Genomic DNA, 7,695 nt, shown 5'->3' on the forward strand with positions numbered 1-7,695 from the left:
GCCCGGCTATGCCCTGCCCCGGCAGGACGCGGCTGAGCGGTACGAACCTAGCCATACGTGGCCCGGCTATGCCCTGCCCCGGCAGGACGCGGCTGAGCGGTACGAACTTAGCCATACGTGGCCCGGCTATGCCCTGCCCCGGCGGGTGCAAGGGCGGACGGAACCCATGCGCGCAGATGTGGTTGATAGCTTTGCAATGGGCTGGTGTACCCTCACCTCGTGCCCCTCCCCTAGGAGGGAGGGGTGGACCGAACATCTGATCCGGCGCCCGGTCCTTTAGGGCCGGGCTAGGTTTACGAAGCCCGCTGCGTGGGCTGATGCCCCCACCTCGTGCCCCTCCCCCAAGGGGGGAGGGGTGATGGGGAGCGCAGCACGGAGCTTTACGGCATCGCACAGCAACCGGTTATACTCTATCTTCTGTCCGCCCCTTGACCCCGGCAGGCTGCGGCTGAGCGGTACGAGCCAGCGGTGTGTGGCCCTGCCGCTCTGCCCCGGCAGGCCGCGGCTCTAGCGGTGTGCGGCGCCACGGGCACAGCAGCGCTGAGCCCGTACTGGTGTCACATAGGGCACAGCAGCGCTATACACGTACTGTGTTCCTAGCCGCTGCGTTTGTTTGTGGGGCCGGTTCGTTGGCGCGCTTGCCAATCGCTGATCAAGGTTGCCGCCTGTTCGTTGGTAAGCTGATCAACTGCGGCGTTGAACCGGCGTTGGGATTCGGCGTCGGCGTCGAGCGCGAGTTCGCGCGCCAATGCTTGGATCGCGTTGCGCTGTTTGTCAGACACCGGTTGATTTGCGTAGCGAGCGCGCTCTTCGGCGACTGCCAATCGCTGTTGTTCTTCTTGCACGCGCCGCAGCTCGTCAATAAATGCCGAGGCTTGGCCTTTGGTGAGGGCAACCAGATCGTAGCCGTGCTCTTGGGCGAAGGCAGCTAACTTTTCGCCTGACCAACCCAGCGCTTGTTGGAGCGAGACAATAAAGTTGCGTTGCCGTTCGCTGGCTGGCGCATCGGGGTCGCGCACGGTGATGGCGGTGGCGGCTGCGTGTTGCTCGCGAATGTGCGCAATCTGCTGCTCAACCGCCTCGCGCTGGCTGCGGAAAATGCGCCAGCCGAGATCAACCGCTTGCTGCACCGTCTGATCGTCGGCATCAATTGGCAGGGTGATGGTCTCTTCGATGGTAATAAAGTCGTCGCCAAGTTTGATTGCGGTGCGATAGGTGCGGGTGACGCTCCGCTCACTCTGGGGTTTGGCCGGCATGGTGTTCCTCCTCCGACTCTCCGTATTGCATTCTTCCCGTCGCGCCCGATTCCTGTCGTTTCTACAGCGCCGGCGCTATACGTATTATAGTACAAATGTTCAATATTGGCAAGCGGTTGTCAGGACGCAACATGCCGGGTACAATAAAACAGATTCGCCCTGTCATCGCATCAATAGTAACCGCTATGTACGATCTCCTCATTCAGCGCGTTGATGTGCTCCAGATCGCCAATGGCGCTCTTGTCATCTTACCGCAGCATGATATTGCCATCGCCGGGCAGCGGATTGTCGCGATCGCCCCGGCCATCAGTGCCGGTCTGTCCCGCGAGACGCTGGATGGCGTGGGCCAGTTGGCTATTCCCGGCCTGATCAATAGCCATGCCCACGTTGCGATGAGTTTATTTCGCGGCGTGGCCGAAGATGTGCCGATCGAAGAGTGGTTTAACGGCTTTATCTGGCCGCTGGAAACCAATCTGACGCCGGAAGATGTCTATTGGGGGGCCTTGCTGGGGATAGCCGAGATGATCGAAGCCGGCGTGACGTGCGTAGCCGATCACTATTTTGCCGCCGACGCGATCGCGCAAGCGGTGCAAGAATCGGGCATGCGCGCGCTGCTAGCGTGGACGCTCTTCTCTGGTGCTGATGAGCACGATCAATTGGTCCGCGCTCGCCAGTTTACCGAGCAGTGGCACGGCGCTGCCAGCGATCGGATCCGGGTCTGGATGGGGCCGCACGCGCCGTATACCTGCACGCTGTCGTTCTTGCGTCGGGTGGGGCAGACGGCGCGTGAGCTTGGGGTTGGCATTCACATTCACCTTGCCGAAACGGCGGCGCAAGTCGCTCAGAGTATGGCGGCGCACGGCCAATCGCCGGTGCAGCTTGCGCGCGACACTGGCCTGTTTGAGGCGCCGGCGATTGCTGCCCACGTCGCCCATGTCTCGCCGGAAGATATTGCGACGCTGGCTGCCCATGGGGTGGCAGTGGCGGTCACGCCAAAGACCGAGATGAAGCTGGGGATTGGGGTGGCGCCGGTGACGGCCATGCGGGCTGCTGGGGTCACGGTGGCAATCGGCAGCGATGGCGCGGCCAGCAACAATACGTATGATGTGCTCGAGTCTGCGCGTCTGCTAGCCCTGCTCGAAAAGCTGCGCAACAGCGATGCGCGCGCCTTACCGATCGGCGCGACGCTCGAGTTGGCCACCACCGCTGGCGCTCGCGCCTTGCGTTGGGATGATATTGGCGTTTTGCAAGTGGGTGCGCGCGCTGATCTGGCGCTGGTGCAATGCGCGACGGCACATACCCAGCCGCTTCACGATCCGGCGGCGGCCTTGCTCTATAGCTCCCAACCCGCCGATGTCAGCACGGTGATCATTGATGGCCGGATCGTGATGCGTGATCGGGTGCTGTTGACGATTGACAAGCCACGAGTATTGCGCGAGGTGGCGGCGCGGATCGAACGCTTGACCCAACGCCAAACCGCGCAACGGATGGCCGTCTATCCTGAGCTGGCGGCTGGCGAATAGGGCATCGTCAACCTTTGGCCCTGACGATGCCCTATTTGAACAAGGTTGCCAATCCACACAAGAGGCTTCCCGCTATACCGATGGCGAGCGCGTGCATCCACAGCGGCCCGCTGGCGAGGGCAATGTCGATGATGGTAGCCGCTAACCCTATCGCACTGCCGATGATAAGCGCTTCTCGTTCGCGCTGGCTGAGCATAGGCCTCCTCTTAACGCTCGCGTTCGCCGGCATCACGCCCTTGATCAAGCGAATAACTGCCGTAGTCTTGAGTTGGCGGTTCCACCGCTTTTTGCACGATCACGCCGATCTGCACCAAAAACCAAAAGATGCCCAATCCGATCAGGGCTATTACAATGAGCACCACGACGATCATCACAATCATAAACATTGTGCTCATAAGCGTTCCTTTCGTCTTATGGCTATGACTGCGCCTGAACTCACCGGGCAAGGCGGCAGCCGGATCGTATGGTCGTACGCTATGTTTCATGATACGAACGATAGCCGCATGACGTTTCACCTACGCTGGTTATGATTGCTTTATCAAATGGTTGTCGCTGAAGGGCTGCGGGTATGGTATACTGCCAGCAAGATGAAAGGCATCTAATAAGCGATACCATAGGGAGGGTGGTAGCACACCACCGGTGTGGCGGAAGGGTAGCGTTATGAGCGAGTTGGGCGCGCGTCTCCGGCGAGCGCGAGAGGCAAATGGCATTTCATTAGCGCAGGCGGCGGCAGACACCCGTATTTTGTTGCAATCGTTGCAGGCATTGGAAGATGGCGCGTTTGAGCGATTGCCGAGTGATGTGGTTGCTCGCGGCTTTGTGCGGAATTATGCGCAATACCTCGACTTGCCCGTTGATGAGATGATCGAACTCTACCGGCGCGAGCGCGGCGCCACCGATAAGATCCGCATTGTGCCGGCCACCAATCCGCCCCGCACGCGCATGTATGTCCTCCCCGGCTTCTTTGCTATCTTCTTCATCACCTTAGCGTTGATCGGGCTCGCGTATGTGGGGCTTAGCGCCCTTGGCCGCATCGGCGAACGCGCGACGCCGTCGGCTGGCGTCGCCGCTTCACCCACGATTGTGCCACCCTCGCCCTTGCCGACGCCAAGCCCGCCGCCAACCGAGATCAGCTTCATCGCAACGGCTACCCAGTCGCCGGCAGCTCTTACGCCATTCGTACTGGCGACGCCAGAGCCAAGCCCAACCCCGGCGGCGCCGATCGTGATTGAGGTGCGCGTGCCTAATGTGCGTGGCAACGAGAATTCATGGGTGCGCGTGCAGGTTGACGGCACGACTGTCTTTGAGGCGATCATGCGCGCCGGCGAACAACGGGTTTTCACTGCGCAGCGCCGGGTCTTTATCCGAGCTGGCAATCCGACCGATGTTGAGGTCACAGTGAATGGGTTGCAGCAAGGGCCGCTTGGCACCGTGCCCGGCCAGCCGGTAAATTGGTCGTGGCCGCCGAATTGATCCGCTCAAACCTGCGTTGCTCTGGTCATGGGAGGTAACAATGCCGAGCGAAAACAGCTTTGATATTGTTTCAGAGTTTGATCAGCAAGAGTTGGTGAATGCGGTTGATCAGACGTTGCGCGAAGTGCAGACGCGCTACGATCTGAAAGATGCGGGTGTGACTATCACCTTGAGCAAGACTGAATTGGTGATTGAAGTTGACAGCGAGCTGTCGTTGCGCAGTGTGCGCGATGTGCTGGAAACGAAAGCGTTGCGCCGTAAACTGTCGTTGAAGATTTTTGATTACGGCAAACCGGTTGATGCGAGTGGCGGAAGAGTGCGGCAGGTGGTGACGTTGCGCCGCGGGATCGATAGCGAACTGGCGAAGAAGCTGAGCAAGATGATCCGCGATCGCTTCCCCAAAGTGCAGCCGCGTATTCAAGGTGATACGCTGCGCGTAGTGGGCAAGAGCCGCGATGAGTTGCAGGCGGTGATCGCATTTCTGCGCGAACGTGAGGGTGAGATTCCGGTGCCGTTGCAAATGACCAATTATCGCTGAGGAATCTCGTGTGAGTGCAGGTGAGGACGGCGCTCGCGATGAGCGCTGTCCTTTCTTGTTGGCATCGCCGCAACGAGACGCAAAAACCACCTAGCGCGCTTCGCCGTGGTGAGGCCCAACTCGATCTATAATGCAGAGAGATCGCGGATCGGCGCGATCGAAAGGAATCACGAGTACATCGCCAATGAAATACCATATCGTAACGCTAGGCTGTCCGAAAAATGCGGTTGATAGCGAAGGAATGGACGGCCTGCTCAGCGCGCAGGGGCACCAAGCCGTGGCTGTCGCTGAGGATGCTGATGTGATTATCGTCAATACGTGCAGTTTTATTGCCGCAGCACGGGCCGAGACGCTCGGTGTGCTGAAGGAATTGGGTGAGCGCAAACGGCCTGGCCAGCGCCTGATCGCCGCCGGCTGCATGGCCCAGAGCCATCCGGGTGAGGTGGCGACGGTGCAAGGCGTTGATGCGACACTGGGTACCCAGCAGTGGACGCAGATCGGTGCGATGGTTGGCCAATTGGCGCAGCCGGTTATCCCGCTGGCGCCGGCAGCGGCCACGATTCCCCTGATCCTGGCCACTGCGGCTGAGCAGCCGGTCTCGTATGCCGATTGGCGCACGACCCAAATCCGGCGCACGCGCCATACCCCTTCCGCTTATCTCAAGATTTCGGATGGCTGCAACTTGCGTTGCGCCTTCTGCACCATTCCTCGCTTCAAGGGTGATATGCGCTCGAAGCCGGTTGGGGCCGTGTTGGCCGAGGCGCAAGAGTTGGTGGCGCAAGGCGCGCGCGAAATTGTGCTGGTTGCGCAGCATCTGACTGATTATGGTCGTGATCTTGGCTTGCAAGACGGGCTAGCGATTCTGCTCGAAGAGCTGTGCCAAGTGACGCCGCCGGATATCTGGATCCGGCTGATGTACGCTTACCCGCACGGCATCAGCGAGCGCCTGATCGCAACGATGGCCGCGCATCCGCAGATCTGCCATTACCTCGATATGCCCTTGCAACACGCCCACCCGGCCACGCTCCGCCGTATGCGACGCCCGCCGGACACCGATCGCACGTTGCGCCTCATTGCCGAATTGCGCGCGGCAATGCCCGATATTGCTATCCGATCGACGTTCATTGCCGGCTATCCCGGTGAAACCACTGCCGAGTTCAACGCGCTGCTCGAATTTTTGCAGACTGCGCAGCTCGATCGGGTAGGCGTCTTCCGCTATTCACGCGAGCCGGGCACGCCGGCTGCCGAATTGCCCGATCAAGTGCGGCCACAGGTGATCGAGCGGCGCTGGCATGAAGTGATGCGCTTGCAGCAAACGATTTCGCATGCGCGGAACCAGCGCTGGATCGGACGCACCTTGACGGTCTTGATCGAGGGCAATGGGGCAACCGATGATGGCATCCCGCTCAGCGTGGGCCGCTCGTTCCGCGACGCGCCCGAAATTGATGGTCAAGTCTTTGTGTGGGGATCGTATCCGTCAGGCAGCATGGTGCCGGTGCGGGTGACGCAGGCGACGGCTTACGATCTGTGGGGAGAGGCAGCCGGGTAGATAAGCACCAACCTGCGGGTTGCTCGGGTGGCTGCCCGCAGGTTGGCCAAGCAAGGCGGTTTAGGCATTCAGGCGCTGGGCAATTTCGCGTTGCAGACGGCGGAGTTCCGAGGGATTGTTGTGCGCGAGATAATCGACTATGTACGCGATGGCGGTGTCGCTATAATCATCGAGCAATCCGTCGAGCACTTGCCGCACCACCAGATTGACAAACTCGTCTTCGCTGATGACCGGGGTATAGACATAGGCTAGCCCATCACGCTCGCGGTTGAGCACACCTTTATCGGCCAGCCGGCTCATCGTCGTCATGACGGTGGTGTAGGCAATATCGCGCTGCTGAGCCAATTTGCGATGCACTTTCTTGACGGTGCTTGACCCTTCTTCCCAGATGATCTGCATGATCTCCGTCTCGAGCGGGCCTAATACCTTGACGAGACCATCTTTGGTAGGGCTAAAGCGAAAGCGCAGGTTGAATGCCATAACAACACCTCGTTCGTTTGGGTCGATGAAACGTGCTAATCGTTCAGTTCTTACATAGCGAGTGTACGCTGCGCAGCACAATTAGAGAAGAGATTAACATTACACGATGATGACATGTAGTACTATTGTCCGAACATCTTTATGATATTCTGTCGTAACAGAGCATAAATTCTAAATCGTATCATTTTTGTTGTTTTTGAGATGCTTGATTGGCGGAGTTATCGCGAATTGTAATGGAATTGTAATGCTTATGGCGCTAGAACATGACGTTAGATCGCACATTCAAGCGGAAATGCGGGCAGTGTTTCCGGTGGTCGAAGGGCGGTTGCAGCGGTTTTACGCCATGCAGGAGTACCATCTCGGCTGGCGGAACGAGGATTTGACCCCGGCGGAGGCCGATCCGGGCAAGCTGATCCGGCCACAGTTGGTGTTATTGGCATGCGCGGCTGCTGGCGGCGATCCGCAGCAGGCCTTGCCTTTGGCCGCCGGCATCCAGCTCCTGCATGACTTCTCGCTGATCCACGACGACATCGAAGACGACAGCGCGATGCGACGGGGCCGGCGCACGCTCTGGCATATCTGGGGATTGGCCCATGGCATCAATGCCGGCGATGCGATGTTTGTGCTGGCGCACCTTGCCATTCACCGGCTAGCCGAGGTCGGCCTGCCGGCTGAGCGCGTGCTGGCCATTCTGCGCCGGTTTGATGAGGTCATTCTGCGTATCTGTGAAGGGCAGTACCTTGATCTGAGCTTTGAGGGTGATCTGAGTATCACGCCAGAGGATTATCTCGCCATGATCGGCGGGAAGACGGCGGCGCTGATTGCCGGCGCCGCCGAATTGGGGGCGCGGGCGGCGGGCGCGCTTGACGCGACGGT

10 protein-coding genes are annotated in these 7,695 nt (G+C 59.7%); 6 read left to right on the forward strand and 4 right to left on the reverse strand.

Annotated elements, in window-relative coordinates:
• Nucleotides 1–280, forward strand: a 280-nt coding sequence (locus U9R81_RS03965) for a hypothetical protein (protein WP_322494223.1), incomplete at its 5' end; no start/stop codon positions are given.
• 316 nt (nucleotides 281–596) lie between these two features.
• Here U9R81_RS03965 and U9R81_RS03970 read toward each other — a convergent pair.
• A complete protein-coding gene (locus tag U9R81_RS03970; RefSeq protein WP_322494224.1) occupies nucleotides 597–1,256 on the reverse strand; it encodes a hypothetical protein in 660 nt (219 codons plus the stop codon).
• 185 nt (nucleotides 1,257–1,441) lie between these two features.
• On the opposite strand from U9R81_RS03970, the gene U9R81_RS03975 reads away from it, so the two are divergent.
• Nucleotides 1,442–2,779 carry an amidohydrolase gene (locus U9R81_RS03975; protein ID WP_322494225.1) on the forward strand — a complete coding sequence of 446 codons (1,338 nt, stop codon included), beginning with the start codon at nucleotides 1,442–1,444 and terminating at the stop codon, nucleotides 2,777–2,779.
• A 31-nt stretch (nucleotides 2,780–2,810) separates the two neighbouring features.
• Here the strand turns inward: U9R81_RS03975 and U9R81_RS03980 are convergent, their stop codons facing one another.
• Together U9R81_RS03980 and U9R81_RS03985 are read right to left on the reverse strand one after the other, a co-directional pair.
• Nucleotides 2,811–2,975: a hypothetical protein gene (locus tag U9R81_RS03980; protein WP_322494226.1), complete on the reverse strand. Its 165-nt coding sequence runs from the start codon at nucleotides 2,973–2,975 to the stop codon at nucleotides 2,811–2,813.
• Nucleotides 2,976–2,985: 10 nt separating this feature from the next.
• On the reverse strand, nucleotides 2,986–3,174 hold the full coding sequence (locus U9R81_RS03985) for a hypothetical protein (protein WP_322494227.1): 189 nt from the start codon (nucleotides 3,172–3,174) through the stop codon (nucleotides 2,986–2,988).
• A 265-nt stretch (nucleotides 3,175–3,439) separates the two neighbouring features.
• On the opposite strand from U9R81_RS03985, the gene U9R81_RS03990 reads away from it, so the two are divergent.
• From U9R81_RS03990 to rimO, 3 genes are all read left to right on the forward strand, one after another.
• Nucleotides 3,440–4,252, forward strand: coding sequence for a helix-turn-helix domain-containing protein (locus U9R81_RS03990; RefSeq protein ID WP_322494228.1), 813 nt, complete (start codon nucleotides 3,440–3,442; stop codon nucleotides 4,250–4,252).
• A gap of 40 nt (nucleotides 4,253–4,292) precedes the next feature.
• Nucleotides 4,293–4,790, forward strand: a complete 498-nt coding sequence (locus U9R81_RS03995) for a YajQ family cyclic di-GMP-binding protein (protein ID WP_322494229.1) — start codon at nucleotides 4,293–4,295, stop codon at nucleotides 4,788–4,790.
• 184 nt (nucleotides 4,791–4,974) lie between these two features.
• The gene (rimO, locus tag U9R81_RS04000; RefSeq protein ID WP_322494230.1) at nucleotides 4,975–6,339 is read left to right on the forward strand and encodes a 30S ribosomal protein S12 methylthiotransferase RimO; all 1,365 of its coding nucleotides are present in this window, start codon (nucleotides 4,975–4,977) and stop codon (nucleotides 6,337–6,339) included.
• Nucleotides 6,340–6,399: 60 nt separating this feature from the next.
• Here the strand turns inward: rimO and U9R81_RS04005 are convergent, their stop codons facing one another.
• Nucleotides 6,400–6,819 carry a BlaI/MecI/CopY family transcriptional regulator gene (locus U9R81_RS04005; protein ID WP_322494231.1) on the reverse strand — a complete coding sequence of 140 codons (420 nt, stop codon included), beginning with the start codon at nucleotides 6,817–6,819 and terminating at the stop codon, nucleotides 6,400–6,402.
• A 250-nt stretch (nucleotides 6,820–7,069) separates the two neighbouring features.
• Here U9R81_RS04005 and U9R81_RS04010 point away from each other — a divergent pair.
• On the forward strand, nucleotides 7,070–7,695 hold a 626-nt coding region (locus U9R81_RS04010), incomplete at its 3' end, for a polyprenyl synthetase family protein (RefSeq protein WP_416180933.1).

It is taken from the genome of Chloroflexus sp., assembly GCF_034435895.1.
GTDB lineage: Bacteria > Chloroflexota > Chloroflexia > Chloroflexales > Chloroflexaceae > Chloroflexus.